The following is a 16,601-nucleotide window of genomic DNA, read 5'->3' as shown; positions in this document are numbered from 1 at the left end:
ACTTCGGACTCGGTGCAACTTCGGACTCGGTGCAACTTCGGACTCGGTGCAACTTCGGACTCGGTGCAACTTCGATGTACCCGGAGGCTGCGCAGCCAAACATCCACTGTGCGATGCCAACTGCCCGCACGGACCCCGTAGCGCCGAACCTAGCGGATCGGAGCCGATAGGTGCAGCAGCTACCGTGAAGCGCATGACCGCGTCCGGAGCTCCCCGCTACCGCGCGCCCTCGCCGAAGGAGGACGCACGGCAGTTGGCCCGCACACCAGTGGCCAACCCGTATCGCGGCGAGCTCAAGGACCCGTATTCGACGCGGCCGGTCGCAGCTCGGGCTCACACGTCAACGGCTGCCCCGGCTGCTTCGTCAGCGGCCGCCGCAGTGGGGACCGGCCGACGTTCGGGATCACCCCAGCCGGCCCTGGCGGACTCGCCCATCCCGTCCCGCTCGCTGCAGGTTCGGGCGGCCGGACTGTCCGCCGCTGCAGCCGCCGCGATTCCGGACTACGCCGTGCGTCGTCCACTGCCTCGCGCCGCGTTGTGGGCGGGAATCGTCGGGCTGGTGCTGGGGGTGCTGGTCGGCATCTTCGGCCTCCTGGTGATCGCCTTGATCGGCTTGTTGCATTCGTCCGGCGATTTCGGCGATCGGTCCGCCTATGCGGGCGCGGACGCCGCCTACGTGATGCTGGGTGTGCTCGATTTCGGCGTCTCGGCGTTGCTGCTGATCGGTTCGATCGCCCTGATCTCCGGCAAGCTGGCCGGACGGCTACTTCTGACGGTCGGCCTGTGGTCGAGCATCCTCTTCGCCGTTTACTGGGCGAAGCAAAGCCAGATTCCCGTCCCGATCCCGGTGTCTCTGGGGCTCGCCGCGGCGGTCTCGCTGGTCCTCAGCTATCAGGCTTCGGTCACGCGCTGGCTGGGCGTATTGCCGGCCGTCCAACCCGAATAATCACCGAAGCCGGCGGCCCGCGTCTGCTTCCGACTGGCCCTCCTGTCGGCCACTCGTGCGCGAATGGGCAGTTCCGACGCCAATGGGCGGTTCCGACTGGCCCTCCTGTCGGCCACTCGTGCGCGAATGGGCAGTTCCGATGCCAATGGGCAGTTACACGCGCCCATTCGCGCCCGAACTGCCCATTCGCCGCAACCCGGGGCCGCAACACGACGCGCCCGGAGGGATCAGCTCGCGCTGATGACCAGGCCGCTCCGGTCGTCGTTCACGTCGATCGACACGGTGTCCCCGTCGGTGATCTCGCCCGCGATGAGCTGCTTCGCGAGTTGGTCCCCGATCGCGGTCTGGATCAGCCGACGCAGCGGACGTGCCCCGTACAGCGGGTCGAACCCGTTGAGCGCGAGCCATTCACGCCCGGTCTCGGTCACGGACAGGGTCAGCCGGCGACCAGCGAGCCGGGCGCCCAACGAGGCCAGCTGCACGTCGACGATGCCGGCCAGCTCCTCGGTGGTGAGCTGATCGAAGACGACGATGTCATCGAGCCGGTTCAGGAACTCGGGCTTGAAGTGTGCTCGGACGACCTCGAGCACCAGATCGCTGCGCTTGGCACGAGCGACGAGCGGGTCGCTGTCCAGCTCCGCCAGCTCGGCCACCAGCAGCTGCGAGCCGAGGTTGGACGTCAGCACCAGGATCACGTTGCGGAAGTCGACCGTCCGGCCCGGTCCGTCGGTGAGGCGTCCGTCGTCGAGCACCTGCAGCAGGACGTCGAACACGTCCGGGTGTGCCTTTTCGACCTCGTCGAACAGCACGACACTGTAGGGCCGGCGCCGGACGGCCTCGGTGAGCTGCCCACCTTCGTCGTAACCGACGTAACCGGGCGGTGCGCCGACCAGGCGGGCAACCGAGTGCTTCTCGGAGTACTCGCTCATGTCGATGCGCACCATGGCACGTTCGTCGTCGAACAGGAACTCGGCCAGCGCCTTGGCCAGCTCCGTCTTGCCGACGCCCGTGGGGCCGAGGAACAGGAACGATCCGGTGGGACGGTTGGGGTCAGAGATCCCGGCCCGGGCGCGTCGAACCGCGTCCGAGACCGCCTGGACGGCTTGCCGCTGGCCCTTGACGCGACGTCCGAGGGCGTCCTCCATCCGCAACAGCTTGGCGGTTTCGCCTTCCATGAGCCGACCGGCGGGAATTCCGGTCCAGGCCGCGACCACTTCGGCGATGTCGTCGGCGGTTACCTCTTCCTTGACGAGCACGTCGCCATCGGTGACCGCCTCTTCCAGCGCAGAGGCGCCCTCCAGCTCCTTCTCGGTGGCCGGGATGTCGCCGTAGAGCAGCCGTGAGGCGGTTTCGAAGTCACCGTCGCGCTGTGCCCGCTCGACCTGGGTGCGCAACTCGTCGAGCTTCTCCTTCAGATCGCCCACCCGGTTCAGTCCGGTCTTCTCCCGCTCCCAGCGGGCGTTGAGCGCGTTCAGTTCCTCGCTGCGATCGGCCAGTTCGGCCCGCAGCACCTCGAGGCGCTGGATCGAGGCGGGGTCACTCTCGCGCGCCAGGGCCATCTCCTCCATCTTGAGCCGGTCGACCGAGCGTTGCAGCTCATCGATCTCCACCGGCCGGGAATCGATCTCCATCCGCAGCCGCGAGGCCGCCTCGTCGATGAGGTCGATGGCCTTGTCGGGCAGGAACCGGCTCGTGATGTAGCGGTCGGACAGCGTAGCCGCGGCAACGAGTGCGCCGTCGGCGATCTGCACCTTGTGGTGGGCTTCGTAACGGCCCGCCAGCCCGCGCAGGATGCCGATCGTGTCTTCGACGGATGGTTCGCCGACGAGTACCTGCTGGAACCGCCGCTCCAGGGCGGGGTCCTTCTCGATGTGCTCGCGGAACTCGTCCAGGGTGGTCGCGCCGATCATGCGCAGTTCGCCGCGGGCCAGCATCGGCTTGAGCATGTTGCCCGCGTCCATGGCGCCCTCACCGGTTGCCCCGGCGCCGACCACGGTGTGCAGTTCGTCAATGAAGGTGACGATCTGGCCGTCGGAGTCCTTGATCTCGTTGAGCACCGCCTTGAGTCGCTCTTCGAATTCGCCGCGGTACTTGGCCCCGGCGACCATCGAACCGAGGTCGAGCGAGATCAGGGTCTTGCCGCGCAGGCTCTCCGGGACGTCGCCGGCGACGATGCGCTGGGCCAGGCCCTCGACGACGGCGGTCTTGCCGACGCCCGGTTCACCGATCAGGACAGGGTTGTTCTTCGTCCGGCGGGACAGCACCTGGACGACTCGGCGGATTTCCGAGTCACGTCCGATGACGGGGTCCAGCTTGCCTTCGCGCGCGCGGGCGGTGAGGTCCTGGCCGTACTTCTCCAGCGCCTGGTAGGTGGCCTCGGGGTCGGCGGTGGTCACGCGTGAGGAACCGCGCACCTGAGTGAACGCGGCGCGCAGGGCTTCGGGCGTGGCGCCGGCGGCCCTGAGTGCGACCGCGGCGTCGGAGTCGACCTCGGCCAGCGCGAGCAGCAGGTGTTCGCCCGAGACGTACTCGTCGGTCGCGTCCTTGGCGATGCGCTCGGCGGTGCTGAGGACGGTGTGCAAATTGCGGCTGGCCTGCGGGGCGGACACCGTGGAACCGGCGGCCGAGGGCAGCTTGGACATCAGGGCGTCCACGGACCGCGCTAGGTTCGCCGGGTCTATGCCCACGGCCTGCAGGATCGGACGGGTCAGGCCCTGCTCGTCATCGAGAAGCGCGGCGGCCAGGTGAGACGGCTCGACGGCCGGGTTGCCTCGCTCCGCGGCGCTGCGCACAGCGGTCGAGATCGCTTGCTGGCTGCGAGTGGTCAGGTCCATGGTCAGGTTGTATACCTTCCTGTGTTCGGGGTCTGTGGGCTATCCAGTGCAACGCACCAAAAGTTGAGTCTGTTCCACTCAACTATCACCCCCGCCCCCACCCCGCCGGGACACCCCCCGGACACCCGGCTTTCGCGGCCGGAATTCTCGATTTCTGGGCGAAATTCGGGAATCCGGGCCGCGAAAGCCGAATGGTCCATGCCGCGAAAACCGAATGGTGCGGGCCGAATGGTCCGGGGGCGGACGGACCGGGGCCGGGTTAACCAAGAGGAAACTGCTTCGACTTAGGGTGGCCCGATGCGCCTGACCGAACACGAGCAGGAACGGTTACTCCTCAGCTACGCCGCCGACCTCGCCGAACGACGCCGGGCTCGGGGCGTGAAGCTGAACTATCCCGAGGCCACCGCCATCATCACCGCGTACGTGCTCGAGGGCGCGCGGGATGGTCGGACGGTGGCCGAGCTGATGTCGAGTGCCCGATCCGTGCTCACCCGCGCCGACGTGATACCGGGCATCGCCGAGATGCTGGAGTCCGTTCAGGTCGAAGCGACGTTTCCGGACGGGACGAAGCTGGTCACCGTCCACGGGCCGATCGTATGAACGCCGGGCAACCGGGTCCTGGCCGCGGCATTCCGGGCGAGGTCCTGCCCGCCGACCGCGAGATCGCGCTGAACATCGGCCGCCACCACCTGGACTTGACGGTGGAGAACACCGGTGATCGTCCCGTCCAAGTAGGTAGTCATTACCATTTCGGCGCGGTGAACCCCGCGCTGTCCTTCGACCGGGACGCCGCCCGCGGCTATCGCCTGGACATCCCGGCCGGCACCTCGGTGCGCTTCGAGCCGGGCATGGCGCGGACGGTGACGCTGGTCGAGCTCGCCGGGCGACGGCTGGTGCCGGGACTGCGTCCGGAGTTCGCGATCACCGACGAGAGCGGTGATCGCGCGTGAGCAGCCTGCCGCGGTGGCGCTACGCCGCGCTGTACGGTCCGACGGTCGGTGATCGGGTCCGGCTGGCCGACACGGATCTGTTGATCGAGGTCACCGAGGATCTCGCCGGGGGGCCGGGCGCGTTGGCCGGTGACGAAGCGGTCTTCGGCGGCGGCAAGGTCATCCGCGAATCGATGGGGCAGGCGGTCAACACCCGCGCCGAGGGAACGCCGGATCTGGTCATCACCGGCGTCGTGATTCTCGATCACTGGGGCGTGGTCAAGGCCGATGTGGGCGTTCGCGACGGACGAATCGTGGCCATCGGCAAGGCCGGCAACCCCGACACGATGAACGGCGTGACGCCGGAGCTGGTCATCGGGCCGTCGACCGAGATCATCGCCGGCAACGGCAAGATCCTCACTGCGGGCGGGGTCGACAGCCACGTTCACCTGATTGCGCCGCAACAGATTCCCGTTGCGCTGGCGGCCGGAATCACCACGATCATCGGCGGCGGGACCGGCCCGGCGGACGGGACGAAGGCCACCACGGTCACGCCGGGGGCGTTCTGGATTCAGGCCATGATGCAGGCGATGACGGCCTGGCCGGTGAACGTCGTCCTGCTGGGCAAGGGAAACACGGTGTCGTCGGAAGGACTGTGGGAGCAGCTTCGCGCCGGCGCGGCCGGGTTCAAGCTGCACGAGGATTGGGGGACGACCCCGGCGGCGATCGATGCGTGCCTGACCGTCGGGCTTGCCGCCGGCGTGCAGACGGCCATTCACACCGACACGTTGAACGAAGCCGGGTACCTGGAATCGACCCTGGCCGCGATTGCCGATCGGCCCATCCACACCTACCACACCGAAGGCGCCGGCGGCGGCCACGCTCCGGACATCATCAAGGCGGCCTCGTTTGCCAACGTCCTGCCGTCCTCGACGAACCCCACCCGCCCGTTCACGCGCAACACCCTTGACGAGCACCTGGACATGCTGATGGTCTGCCATCACCTCAATCCGTCCCTCGCCGAGGATTTGGCCTTTGCTGAAAGCAGAATCCGGCCCTCCACCATGGCGGCTGAGGACGTCCTGCACGACCTGGGCGCGATCTCGATGATCGGCAGCGACTCCCAGGCGATGGGACGGATCGGTGAGACGATCACCCGCACCTGGCAGACCGCGCACGTGATGAAGGCCGGGCGCGGTGCGTTGGCCGGCGACGGCGTGGGGCCCAACGGGGGTAACGACAATCATCGCGCGATGCGTTACGTGGCCAAGTACACCATCGCTCCGGCCATCACGCATGGACTGGATGGCGAGATCGGCTCGGTGGAGACGGGCAAACTCGCCGACCTGGTTTTGTGGGATCCGGCATTTTTCGGCGTGAAGCCCGAACTCGTGCTCAAGTCCGGGGTGATCGCCTGGGCGAACATGGGCGACGCGAACGCCTCGATCCCTACTCCGCAGCCGCAACTACCGCGCCCGATGTTCGGCTCCTTCGGTGCATTGCCGGCGCCGCTCGGGCGCCAGTTCGTGTCGCCGGCGGCGCTGGAGGCCGGTCTCGGTGACCGGTGGGAGTCCGATCGCCCGTTGGTGGCCACCCGGGATACCTCAAGGCTCAGTAAGGCTGATCTGCCGCACAACGACGCCCTGCCGAGCATCGAGGTCGATTCCGAGACCTTCGCCGTGACCGTGAACGGCGAACTGATCACCGAGGCGCCACCGGCCGAATTGCCGATGGCGCAGCGGTATTTCCTCTTCTGAGCAGGGGGCTGAGCATGTCGACGACCGACTTCGAGCTGCCGCTGCGGCTGCTGCTGCTCCTCGATTCCCGTTCTCCGGCGGGCGCACACAGCCACTCCGCCGGCATGGAAGCCGCCGTCGCGGCCGGGTGGATCTCCGCCGCTTCCGACGTCTGCGAGTTCCTCCGTGGGAGGCTCGCGACCGCGACCGGCGTCGCCGCGTCCTGCGCCGCCTATGCCTGCCGGTTATGGCTCGATGACGGCGAGCCAGGGCACTGGCGCTTGTTGGACGCGGAATTCTCGGCCCGGACGCCCAGCGAGGCCGCGCGCGCGTCGTCACGCACTCTGGGCAGCGGTTTGCGGCGACTGCTGCGGGCGACGGTGCCCGACGCCCAGGTCCGCACGACCGATGCATGGTCTGGCTGTCCGCGCCCAGCACCGCACCACCCCCTCGTGCTCGGCGCCGCAACCGCTCTGACCGGAGGCGATTCGCGTGCCGCCGCCCGTGCCGCCGCCCTGCTCGGGTGCACCGGGCCGGCGTCGGCGGCCGTTCGCCTGCTCGGGCTCGACCCGTACGCGGTGCACGCCGTCACCGCGGAATTGTCCGACGAGATAGGGGCGATCGCCGACCATGCTGCCGACCTCGCGATGCTGGCGTACGGTCGTCCCGAGGAGCTTCCTGCCGATTCCGCTCCGGCCATCGAGCTGTTGGCCGACGTCCACGCTCGTATGGAGGTGCGTCTCTTTGCGTCCTGATCGTCTCGATCGCGCCGGTCTGATGGCCGCGCCACGGCACTACGACCCGAACGGCCCGCACGATCATCAGTTCGCCGCGCCGGCCGGACGGGCTGAGGTCGGCTTGCCCGCTGGACGCACGGCGGTTCGGATCGGCATCGGCGGTCCCGTCGGCAGCGGGAAGACCGCGTTGGTCGCCGCCCTGTGCCGGGCGCTGGCCTCCGAGCTGTCCCTCGCGGTGGTCACCAACGACATCTACACCGAGGAGGACGCAGAGTTTCTGCGTCGAGCCGGAGTGCTGGCCTCCGACCGGATCCGCGCCGTGCAGACCGGCGCCTGCCCCCACACCGCGATCCGCGACGACATCTCCGCCAACCTCGATTGCGTTGAGAGCCTGGAGGAGGATTTCGCCGACCTCGACCTGATCATCGTCGAGAGCGGAGGGGACAACCTCACGGCGACCTTCTCCTACGGCCTCATCGACCGCCAGATCTTCGTCATCGATGTGGCCGGAGGCGACAAGGTGCCGCGCAAAGGCGGTCCGGGTGTGACGCGCTCGGATCTGCTGGTGATCAACAAGATCGACCTGGCCCCGCTGGTCGGAGCGAGCCTGGCGGTCATGGATCGGGACGCGAACGCGGTTCGCGAGTCGCGCCCGGTGCTGTTCACATCGCTCGTCGAAGACCCTGCGGCTTCCGGCGTCGCCCAGTGGGTCCGTCAGGTGCGCAACGAGCTGCTCGTCCGGTGAGGACCGTGGTCGTGGCGACGGTCGAGAAGGGTGGCGTCCTGCGCGAACTGGTGAGCGGGCCGCCCCTGACGGTCCGGCGGATCCAGGATGCCGAACCGGACGTCTGCTCGCTGTGCCTGGTCGGCAGTGCCGCCGGACCGCTCGCCGGTGACGAGGTCGAATTCCGGCTGAGCCTAGGGGACGGCGCGCGTGTGCGGCTGTCGGCTTCCGGCGCGAGCATCGCCCAGGGGGACGGAACCGGCACGGCCCGGCAGCGCTCGGTGATCCGGTTGGGAGACGGGGCTGAACTGATCGCCGAACCGCCACCGCTGATCGTCGCCGCGGGCGGTGCGGCCGACGTGGAGGTGTGCATCGAACTTGCCGACTCGGCCAGCATGCTGTGGTCAGAGACCCTGGTGCTGGGCCGCAGTGGTGAGGCCGCCGGGTTGGCGCGGCTGCGCTGGTCCGTGCGACGTGACGGCGCTCCCCTGCTCGTCCAGAGCATCGACCTACGCGATCCGTCGCCCTGGGTAGGAGTGCTCGACGGTCAGCGTGTGCTGTCGAGCGCCGTGATGACGGGCCCCGGGGTGCTGGCGCGGACGGTAGTGGACTCGCCGCGCGCCGTGGCGCAGCGGGTGGACGATTGCACCGTCCTGTTCACCGTGCTGTCGACGGATGCGGCCACGGCGGCGGCGAGCATGGCCGAACTTCGCGCCGCCGTTCCGCTTCCCGTGAGCGGCTGACGCCGCCCGCTGTCGACGTCCGTCCGGCTCGCGCCGCCCCGCGGTCGGTTCGCGCCGCCCCTCCCGGGCGCGTCAGGCGCATTGGCCTGGGATGGCTTTGATGGACCCCTGGGCGACTGTACGAGGATGGACGATGCCGAGGGTGCTCGCGCAATCACCTGAGATCACAGAGCAGAGCACTTCAGTATGTGGTCAGTAGGAACACAAGCTATCTCGACCCGACAGCTCATTCTCAGGCTCGGACGGCAGACTCCTCAGCGATGCCTGCGACCGCCCACCCCCGCCGCCCGTGGTCGCTGCTGTCGGCGAGCGGTCTCAGCTGCCTCATTGCTACAGCTGTGCTCACGGCCTGCGCTCCCGCCCCCGCAGGCACGATCCCCGCCCAGACCGGCGCCTCCGCTTCACCGGCCTCCGGCACCAGCGCTTCACCGGCCTCCGGCACCGCCGGCACGCAAACCAGTCAAGCAACGGGGGCAAACACCACCGACACTTCCAGCGGCGCGACAGGCAGTGTCGCGGCGAGCGCGACGGCAGGCGCATCGCCCACGCCCGCGCAGGCGAGCCAGCCGGTGGGAGCCGGCCCCGGGGCGCTGCGCTCGATCGTGGCTCGGGTCGCCGGTGAATCCAGCACGACCCGCCGCCGTATCGAGGTCTTCACTCCTGATGTGGCCGACCCGGCCGCGCTGCCGGTTTTCTACTTCCTGCACGGGCTGCCGGGCAACGCCAACAACCTGTGTACCGCAGCCTCGGCCGCCGAACTCACCACGGAGTTCCGGCACGGGACCGCCCCGTTCATCCTCGCCTGTCCCGACGGCAACCCGACCGCCAACGGCGACGCGGAATGGGCCGACTCGGCCGACGGCAGAGACAAGCTCGAAACGTTCGTGACGGTCACCGCGGTGCGGGCGGTAGAAGGCGCCCACCCGCGGTCGCGAGGGATGCGGGCGATCGGCGGCTTCTCGATGGGCGCGTTCGCCGCGGCCTCGATCGCCCTACGCCACCAGGGCCTCTACGCCCAGGTCGCCAGCCTGGCCGGGTACTTCCGTCTCGACGATCCCGACAGCGTCTTCGGGACGTCGCAGGCCGATCAGGACGCACATGATCCCAGCGCGCTGGTCGACCGAGCCGCATCCTTGCGCTGGTACCTGGCCGAAGCCGCCGAGGACACCGACCCGCTGACCGCTCGCGCGGCCGACCAGTACGGGGTGTTGCTGGCCAAGGTCGGTGCGCCGTACAAGCTGGTCCGCACGCCCGGCGCCCACAACGGTCAGTGGGCGATCGCGACCTTGTCCGATGTCGCTACCTACCTCGGGCGGGGCTGGCGCGTTTGACCGGACGGAAGCCCTTGGCCACAACGGTTTTCGAGGTGTGCTTCCTGGGCTTGTGAGTGCCGGTGGGTAGCCTGCCCGGCGGTGGCGGGATGCGCTTCTGCACCGTCGACGTCGGCGGCCCGCTGATCGGGAACTGCACGCGCAACCCGGGCGGAGCCAGCTGGCCCCAGATCCATTCCATCGCCTGCGGCATTGTCTGGCGGAAGTTGTAACCCGTGTGCCCGCCCCCGATCAGTGTGGTCACGTGCACTTGCTCGAGGTGGTTCATGGCCGCTACGAACAGCTTCTCTTCGGTGATGTCGTCGCTGTTGGCCGTCCCCACCGAAAGCCACATGGACGGCAGTGGAGCCGCGCCGACCGGCAGGTGGTCCGCGGTGACGATCGGGTTGGCGGCCGCAGCCACGCTCGGGAACCGCTTGACGACGCTGCCCGCCGGCCCGTCCGAGGGAAGGTAATAGCCGTCGATCGACACCATCGCACCCCAGTTGGCCCGGTGCCGTAAGGCGATGTTCGCGGCACAGTAACCGCCGCCGGATATCCCGAACAGCCCCCACTCGGCTCCGTCGGTCGCGGTTCGGTAGTGATGACGGACGAACGCCGGGACGTCCTTGGTGGTGAAGCTTTCGTCCAGGAAGGCGGGAGTGTCGAGGCATTCCTGTGGCGTGTTGCTGTCGCGCAGCATCGGGGCCACCAGGATCACCGGTCCCATCTGGCGCGTGGCGATCAGCCGGTCGACCAGGGTGTTGGCGTGCAGCGAGACGATCCAGTCGGCCGCCCGGCCCGGCGTGCCGTGCAGAAGTTCGACAACCGGGAAGCGGGTGCGGCGGTACGCCGGCTGGTCGTACTGCGGCGGCAGGTAGACATAGGCGATTCGAGTCATCTTGCTGGCGGCGCCGGTGATGGTCACGCGCTCGATCCGACCGCGCGGAATGCCGGGAGTGCTCTGGCTGGCGCTCTGGGCCAGCGTGCGTGCCCCACCAGTGCTCAGGCTGCGCCCGGACAGATCGGTGATGGCGTCATGCCAGCTCTGGTAATAGCCGAAGTAGTCGTTGACCCCAACGATGCCGCCGAAGGTGGCGAGCCCGAGTGCCAGCGCCCCGGCCACGACCTTGACCGCGATCCACCGCAGGAGAACGAGCGCAACCAGACACCCGATCGCCGCGCCGAAGATGAGCACGAGAACGAAGGGCGATGTCGGATTGAACGTCGAACTCACCGGGCTGGGCTCCTTGAACGTCCCCACCAGCTGATCTGCCGGGGCGCACCCAGTTAACCGCCATGGCCGTCCGCGCAGGGGCTTGAACAGCCGATACACAGCCCATTGCGGGCCGCGCTCAGCCAGGGTTCAGCTCAGCCGCAGGTAATCGAGGTAGGGCCTCGGCCTGAGCTGGGGACGGACTAAGCGCCCACTGGTGAACATGCCGTACAGATCGCTCAGGGCCGCGGACGCCAGACCACCAGTGAGGTCGACGGGTCGGCGAATCCACGGCGCCCGAGCGGGACGGAGACGATCTCGCCCTCCCGGCCGGCGGAGAACAACCGTCGCGCGGGCATGCTGGGCGCACGTACGAGCCGGGCTCGTTCGACCAGCTCGGCCTCCAGCTCGCTCAGCCGGGACCGCAGCGCGTCGACCTGGTTCTCCAGCTTCAGGATCCGTTTGATGCCGGCGAGGTTGACGCCTTCTTGTTGCGACAACCGCTGCACCTCGCGCAGCTGGGCGATGTCGCGAGCGGAGTACCGGCGACCTCGGCCGGCGGTCCGACCCGGTGACACGAGCCCGAGCCGGTCGTACTGGCGCAGCGTCTGCGGATGCATACCGGCCAGCTCCGCCGCGACCGAGATGACGAACACGGCGGCGTGTTCGTCGAAACGCGGCTCGCCCATCAGGAAGCCCTTGCCTGATCGGCCAACCCCGCTCGGGGGTCGTCGCCCTTGGTGGCCTCGGCGTAGGCCTCTACCGCGTCGCGGGCCGCTCCGTCCAGCTTCTGCGGCACCGTGACCGAGACGGTGACCAGCAGGTCCCCGGAGGTCCCCTCCTTGCGCTGCACACCGCGGCCCTTGACCCGCAGGGTCCGTCCGGACGGCGTACCGCTCGGGAGCTTGACCGTGACGCTCGAACCCTCGAACGTCGGTACGGTGATCTGCGCGCCGAGGGCTGCCTCATCGAAGGTCACGGGAACGGTGATCGTCAGATTGTCGCCGTCGCGCCCGAACACCGGGTGCGGTTCGACGGCGATGGTGAGGATGAGATCGCCATTGCCCGCCGCACCGGGATTGCCCTTGCCGCGCAGCCGGATCTTCTGTCCGTCCCGCACCCCCGGCGGTACGCGAGTCGTGACGGTGGTGCCGTCGGCCCGGCGAAGGGTGACGGTGTCTCCCGAGACCGCCTGGCGAAAAGTTAACGACGCCGAGGCCTCGACGTCGGTGCCCCGGGCCGGCTGGTTGAAACCACCGCCGGTCGAGAATCCCCCGCCGCCGCCGGTGAAAAGTCCGGCGAGTAGGTCGTCCATGCTGGTGGCCGAGCCCCCGGGCTGGCGGCCGGACTGCCGGGAGAAGAAACCGGAGAAGACATCGTCGGAGAATCCGGACGGGCCGCCGCCCCCTGCGGTGAACCTGGCGCCACCGTGGCTCATCGTGCGGATGGCGTCGTATTCCTTGCGTTGCTCGGCGTCGGCGAGAACGGAGTAGGCCTCGCTGACCTCCTTGAAGCGCTGCTCGGCCTCGGCGTTGTCGGGGTTCTTGTCCGGGTGCAGGTCCTTGGCCAGTTTGCGGTAGGCCTTCTTGATGTCGCCGTCTGACGCGTCCGGGTTGACGCCCAGAGCCTTGTAGAAGTCCTTGTCGAACCAATCCTGGTTAGCCATGGGCGTCCTCCCTTCCTGCTGGGTGCTCGTTGATGAATCTCACTGCCGACGGGCTCAGCTCGGGTCGGCCACCGCGACGCGTGCCGGGCGCACGACGCGATCACCGATCTTGTATCCGGGCTGGAGCACGCTGACCACCGTGGTCACCTCGGTGCCTTCGGCCAGTTCCTCCTCGACGTGCATCAGCGCGTCGTGCACGGCCGGATCGAAGGGCGCGCCCGGTTCGCCGAATCGTTCGACGCCGTACTTGGCCAAGGCATTCTCCAGCTTCTCGGCGATGCTGACGAACGGCCCGGAGTCGAGGTCACCGTGCTGGCGAGCCAGATGGATGTCGTCGAGCACCGGCAGCAACGATTCGACCACCGCGGCGACGGTGGTCTCACGGGCGACGTCGCGATCCCGCTCGACCCGCTTGCGGTAGTTGGCGTACTCGGCCTGCAGTCGCTGCAGGTCGGCCAACCGCTCGGTGGCCAGATCGTCCTTTTCCTGCAGGGCTTTCTCGAATTCCTCGAAGGAACCCGAGCCTGAGTCCGTCAGTTCGACCACGGGCTCGGCCGCGGCTGGGCCCTGCTCGTCGGTGGTCGCCGCTTCGGGCTTGGGCGTACCGTCCGGGTTGACTTTCCGCTTGTCGGCGAAGGTGAAACCGGGCTGGGAGCCGACGTTCGGACGGCCCCCAGCTCCAGTTCCATCGCCCTTTCCGGGCGTGGTCATCAGGCTCCCTTGCCATCCTCATCGATGACCTCGGCGTCGACCACGTCGTCGGCCGATTCGCCAGCAGCCGGTCCGGTCCCGTCGGAGCTACCGGCGGCCCCGTCAGCGCTGGGTGCGGTGGCTGCGTACATCGCCGCGCCGATCTTCGAGGAGATCTCGTTCAACGACTGGGTCTTCTCCGTGATCGCCTCGTTGGTGGCGCCGGCATCGGCCAAGGTCGTCTTCAACTCGGCCAGCGACGTCTCGAGCTCGGTCTTGGACTCGGCCGGGATCTTGTCGCCGGAGTCGGTGATGAACTTCTCCGTCTGGTAGACCAGCTGCTCACCCGAGTTGCGAACCTCGGCGGCCTCCCGGCGCGCCTTGTCCTCGTCGGCGTGGGCTTCGGCTTCCTTCATCATGCGGTCGATCTCGTCCTTGGACAGCCCGGATCCACCCGTGATGGTCATTCCCTGGGTGTTGCCCGAGGCCTGGTCCTTGGCCGAGACGTGCACGATGCCGTTGGCGTCGATGTCGAAGGTGACCTCGATCTGCGGCACGCCGCGGGGCGCCGGCGGGATACCGGTCAGCTCGAACATGCCGAGCTTCTTGTTGTAGGAGGCAATCTCCCGCTCACCCTGATAGACCTGGATCTGAACCGAGTTCTGGTTGTCGTCCGCGGTGGTGAAGATCTCCGAACGCTTGGTGGGGATCGTGGTGTTGCGCTCGATCAGCTTCGTCATGATGCCGCCCTTGGTTTCGATACCCAGCGACAGCGGGGTCACATCGAGCAGCAGGACGTCCTTGACCTCGCCCTTGAGCACGCCGGCTTGCAGCGCGGCACCGACAGCCACGACCTCGTCCGGGTTGACGCCCTTGTTCGGCTCCTTGCCTGCGGTCAGGCTCTTGACCAGCTCGACAACGGCCGGCATGCGGGTGGAACCACCCACGAGGACGACGTGATCGATCTTGTCGACGGGGATGCCGGCGTCACGGATGACGTTCTGGAACGGGACCTTGGTGCGCTCCAGCAGATCGGAGGTGATCCGCTGGAACTCCGCCCGCGACAGGGTCTCGTCCAGGAACAGCGGGTTCTTCTCCGTGTCGACGGTGATGTAAGGAAGGTTGATCGAGGTCTGCTGCGAGCTGGACAGCTCGATCTTGGCCTTCTCAGCGGCTTCGCGAAGTCGCTGCAGGGCCATCTTGTCCTTGGTCAGGTCGACGCCGTGCGCGGCCTTGAACTTCTCCACCAGCCAGTCGATGACCTTCTGGTCCCAGTCGTCCCCGCCCAGGTGGTTGTCACCGTTGGTCGCCTTGACCTCGATGACCCCGTCGCCGATCTCCAGCAGGGAGACGTCGAAGGTGCCACCACCGAGGTCGAAAACCAGGATGGTCTGGTCGGTCTCGCCCTTGTCCAGGCCGTAAGCCAGCGCGGCCGCGGTGGGCTCGTTGACGATGCGCAGGACGTTGAGGCCGGCGATGGTGCCGGCTTCCTTCGTTGCCTGACGCTCGGCGTCGTTGAAGTACGCAGGCACCGTGATGACAGCGTCGGTGACGGTCTCGCCCAGGTAGGCCTCGGCATCCCGCTTCAGCTTCTGCAGGACACGGGCGCTGATCTCCTGCGCGGTGTAGGTCTTGCCGTCGATGTCGGCGGTCTTCCAGTCGCTGCCCATGTGGCGCTTGACGGAACGAATCGTCCGATCGATGTTGGTGACGGCCTGGCGCTTGGCGACTTCGCCGACCAGGACCTCACCGTTCTTGGCGAACGCGACGACGGACGGCGTCGTGCGTGAACCCTCAGCGTTGGCGATGACCTCCGGCTCGCCGCCGGTGAGAACGGCGACGACGGAGTTGGTGGTGCCCAGGTCGATACCGACCGCGCGTGCCATAGGAACTCCTCTATTGGTTCGGGTGTTGCTGTTGGTGTCTGTCGGTGGTGCAGGATCGTGCGGGTTTGTGCGGGATCGTGCGCGGCGCCAGACGGGTGGGACTGCTCCATAGTGCTCACCCGCGCGGGCCTCTGTCAAAAGAACTGAGTCGAGTACGCTCAACTTCCCGGGCTCGCTGTGAGCCGCGTCACGGGCAGCAGGCGCGGTGCTCGGCCTACGGTCAGAGCCATGCACACGACCCCGACCGACGTCGGTGCCGGCACGCCGGCCACACCCGCCGACCACGGCACCCTGGGCCGGGCCGCGAGCGTCGCCCGCAGCCAGGCCGGCCGAGCCGCAAGAGCCGCCGAACCCCTGCACGCGATGGGCTACTTCGCCGCCGAGATGGAGGCCGCGCTCACCGCCACCGGTCTTCGCCCTGGTCGGATGGCCTACTTCGCCAGCCGCTCCGCCGCCCTGGGCCGGGTGGCGCCGGCGACCACCGCGGCCACCTTCTACAACTTCAACCCCGAACTCGTGGCCCGACACATCCCGCGGGCCTGGACCCTGGCCGAACCCTCCGCGGTCATCGCGGCCCGGTTCGAGGGCGCCGCGGCCGCCCTGCGCCGTCTGCTGGGGCAGGCGCACGCGAGTGCGGAGTTCGCCGAGTTCGGAGCGTTGGCCCGCGCGTCGCTCATCGATCTCGATCCCGCCGGACGCCCCCTCTACGCCGCCCACGCCGCCTTGAGCTGGCCGGATGATCCGGTCGCCGTCACCTGGCACGCGCTGACGTTGATCCGGGAGTACCGCGGCGACGGACACCTCGCGGCGCTGCTGGGCGCCGAACTGTCCGGGATCGAGGCGATTCTGACGCACACGGCCACCGGCCGGGGATTCCTCGAGCCGACGGCCAAGCGGCTGCGCGGCTGGTCGGACGAGCAGTGGCAGGCAGCGGCCGACGGGCTGGTGGAGCGGGGCATCCTCGCCGCCGACGGCGCCCTCACCTCATCCGGGGTGCAGCTGCGCGCGGACGTCGAACATGCGACCGACCGGATGGCGGCCAAGCTCTGGCGCACCCTCGGCGAAGGACGAACGGACCGATTCATCGAGCTCGGTAAGGCGTTCTCCCGCACCGCGGTCGGCAATGGGGCCTTTCCGCCCGGCATCTTCGCCTGAGGCTGGCCGCGCCGTACCGCTGGGGGGAG

Annotated in this window: 15 protein-coding genes; 9 read left to right on the top strand and 6 right to left on the bottom strand. The window is 68.4% G+C overall.

Translation table 11 applies throughout. The annotated features are described in order from the left end of the window. The first annotated feature begins 193 nt into the window (after positions 1-193). Positions 194-946 carry a hypothetical protein gene (locus M6D93_RS18915; RefSeq protein WP_249771722.1) on the top strand — a complete coding sequence of 251 codons (753 nt, stop codon included), beginning with the start codon at positions 194-196 and terminating at the stop codon, positions 944-946. A 227-nt stretch (positions 947-1,173) separates the two neighbouring features. On the opposite strand, the gene clpB is transcribed toward M6D93_RS18915, so the two are convergent. After that, the gene (gene clpB, locus M6D93_RS18910; protein WP_347343708.1) at positions 1,174-3,786 is read right to left on the bottom strand and encodes an ATP-dependent chaperone ClpB; all 2,613 of its coding nucleotides are present in this window, start codon (positions 3,784-3,786) and stop codon (positions 1,174-1,176) included. A 291-nt stretch (positions 3,787-4,077) separates the two neighbouring features. Between clpB and M6D93_RS18905 the strand changes: the two genes are divergently transcribed. The 7 genes from M6D93_RS18905 to M6D93_RS18875 all read left to right on the top strand — a co-directional run bounded on the left by M6D93_RS18905 (position 4,078) and on the right by M6D93_RS18875 (position 9,980). Further along, the gene (locus M6D93_RS18905; RefSeq protein ID WP_249771718.1) at positions 4,078-4,380 is read left to right on the top strand and encodes an urease subunit gamma; all 303 of its coding nucleotides are present in this window, start codon (positions 4,078-4,080) and stop codon (positions 4,378-4,380) included. Continuing rightward, positions 4,377-4,730, top strand: a complete 354-nt coding sequence (locus tag M6D93_RS18900) for an urease subunit beta (protein WP_249771716.1) — start codon at positions 4,377-4,379, stop codon at positions 4,728-4,730. Before M6D93_RS18905 ends, M6D93_RS18900 begins: the two co-directional genes overlap by 4 nt. Then, positions 4,727-6,466, top strand: coding sequence for an urease subunit alpha (locus M6D93_RS18895; RefSeq protein WP_249771714.1), 1,740 nt, complete (start codon positions 4,727-4,729; stop codon positions 6,464-6,466). The genes M6D93_RS18900 and M6D93_RS18895 overlap by 4 nt, the downstream gene beginning before the upstream one ends. 14 nt (positions 6,467-6,480) lie before the next feature. Then, positions 6,481-7,200 carry an urease accessory protein UreF gene (locus tag M6D93_RS18890; protein ID WP_249771712.1) on the top strand — a complete coding sequence of 240 codons (720 nt, stop codon included), beginning with the start codon at positions 6,481-6,483 and terminating at the stop codon, positions 7,198-7,200. Between the two features lie 22 nt (positions 7,201-7,222). Further along, positions 7,223-7,927: an urease accessory protein UreG gene (gene ureG / locus M6D93_RS18885; protein ID WP_430667249.1), complete on the top strand. Its 705-nt coding sequence runs from the start codon at positions 7,223-7,225 to the stop codon at positions 7,925-7,927. 11 nt (positions 7,928-7,938) lie between these two features. Next, positions 7,939-8,649: an urease accessory protein UreD gene (locus M6D93_RS18880; protein ID WP_249771710.1), complete on the top strand. Its 711-nt coding sequence runs from the start codon at positions 7,939-7,941 to the stop codon at positions 8,647-8,649. 569 nt (positions 8,650-9,218) lie between these two features. Next, a complete protein-coding gene (locus M6D93_RS18875) occupies positions 9,219-9,980 on the top strand; it encodes an alpha/beta hydrolase (RefSeq protein ID WP_249771708.1) in 762 nt (253 codons plus the stop codon). Here M6D93_RS18875 and M6D93_RS18870 read toward each other — a convergent pair. The 5 genes from M6D93_RS18870 to dnaK form a co-directional block, all read right to left on the bottom strand. Continuing rightward, a complete protein-coding gene (locus M6D93_RS18870; RefSeq protein ID WP_249771706.1) occupies positions 9,949-11,196 on the bottom strand; it encodes an alpha/beta hydrolase in 1,248 nt (415 codons plus the stop codon). The two genes, M6D93_RS18875 and M6D93_RS18870, sit on opposite strands and share 32 nt — an antisense overlap. A 218-nt stretch (positions 11,197-11,414) precedes the next feature. Beyond that, entirely contained in the window at positions 11,415-11,864 is a 450-nt protein-coding gene (locus tag M6D93_RS18865) for a heat shock protein transcriptional repressor HspR (RefSeq protein ID WP_249771704.1), read from the bottom strand. Next, complete coding sequence (locus M6D93_RS18860; protein WP_249771702.1) at positions 11,864-12,841, bottom strand: DnaJ C-terminal domain-containing protein; 978 nt, start codon at positions 12,839-12,841, stop codon at positions 11,864-11,866. The genes M6D93_RS18865 and M6D93_RS18860 overlap by 1 nt, the downstream gene beginning before the upstream one ends. 54 nt (positions 12,842-12,895) lie before the next feature. Then, the gene (gene grpE, locus M6D93_RS18855) at positions 12,896-13,552 is read right to left on the bottom strand and encodes a nucleotide exchange factor GrpE (protein ID WP_249771700.1); all 657 of its coding nucleotides are present in this window, start codon (positions 13,550-13,552) and stop codon (positions 12,896-12,898) included. Then, complete coding sequence (dnaK, locus tag M6D93_RS18850) at positions 13,552-15,417, bottom strand: molecular chaperone DnaK (protein ID WP_249771698.1); 1,866 nt, start codon at positions 15,415-15,417, stop codon at positions 13,552-13,554. Before dnaK ends, grpE begins: the two co-directional genes overlap by 1 nt. Positions 15,418-15,780: 363 nt before the next feature. Between dnaK and M6D93_RS18845 the strand changes: the two genes are divergently transcribed. Next, positions 15,781-16,572 (top strand): SCO6745 family protein, encoded by a 792-nt coding sequence (locus M6D93_RS18845; RefSeq protein WP_430667248.1) that lies wholly within the window; start codon positions 15,781-15,783, stop codon positions 16,570-16,572. Positions 16,573-16,601: the final 29 nt, after the last annotated feature.

It is taken from the genome of Jatrophihabitans telluris (assembly GCF_023516435.1).
GTDB classification, from domain to species: domain Bacteria; phylum Actinomycetota; class Actinomycetes; order Mycobacteriales; family Jatrophihabitantaceae; genus Jatrophihabitans_A; species Jatrophihabitans_A telluris.
Note: the sequence above shows the minus strand (reverse complement) of the source record. Positions and strands in the feature narration are given on the sequence as shown.